Origin of the sequence: Phenylobacterium sp. 58.2.17 (assembly GCF_026411515.1) — a bacterium.
GTDB lineage: Bacteria > Pseudomonadota > Alphaproteobacteria > Caulobacterales > Caulobacteraceae > Phenylobacterium.
In genome coordinates this window covers 1-537 of sequence record NZ_JAPMTQ010000113.1, presented here as the reverse complement: position 1 = coordinate 537, position 537 = coordinate 1, and the positions used below count along the sequence as shown (strand labels likewise).

Below are 537 nucleotides of genomic sequence, written 5' to 3'. Positions count from 1 at the left end.
TGCCGCAATCCCATATCATGAGGATTGTTTGGTGGGGTCGAATATTTTTAAAAGAGACAGGCCCGAGGGGCTGGCGCTGGCGCCGCGCGACTGGCGTCCGGCCGACGCCGAGGCCGGACGCAGGATCCTGGCCGGCCGCTTCCTGTTCGCCGGCGTGGTCCTGGAGGTCGGGGCCGGCGGCGATCCCTGGGACCGGCCGAGCCCCAGCCACGGCTTCGCGGTCGGCCTGCACGGCTTCGACTGGATGCGCGACCTGCTGGCCGCTGGCCCGGCGGGCGCGACCGAGGCGCTGCGGCTGACGCTCGACTGGCGCGGGCTGTTCGGCAAGTGGAACGCGTTCTCCTGGAGCCCCGAGGTGCTGGAACGGCGGGTGCTGCACCTGGCGTGCGGGGCCAAGACGATCTGCGACGGGGCCTCGGACATGGAGACCGGGCTGATCGCCCAGGACCTGGCGAGACAGGCGCGTCACCTCTTGTCGCTGTCCGACGGCCCGGCCCGCGCGGCCGAGCGGGCCAGCGTCGCGGCCCTGGCCGGGGC

At 72.8% G+C, this 537-nt stretch carries 1 pseudogene; it reads left to right on the top strand.

Features of this window, described 5'->3' with window-relative positions:
- Window positions 1-31: 31 nt before the first annotated feature.
- Window positions 32-537: pseudogene (locus tag OUA97_RS23290) on the top strand (heparinase); the annotation flags it as partial.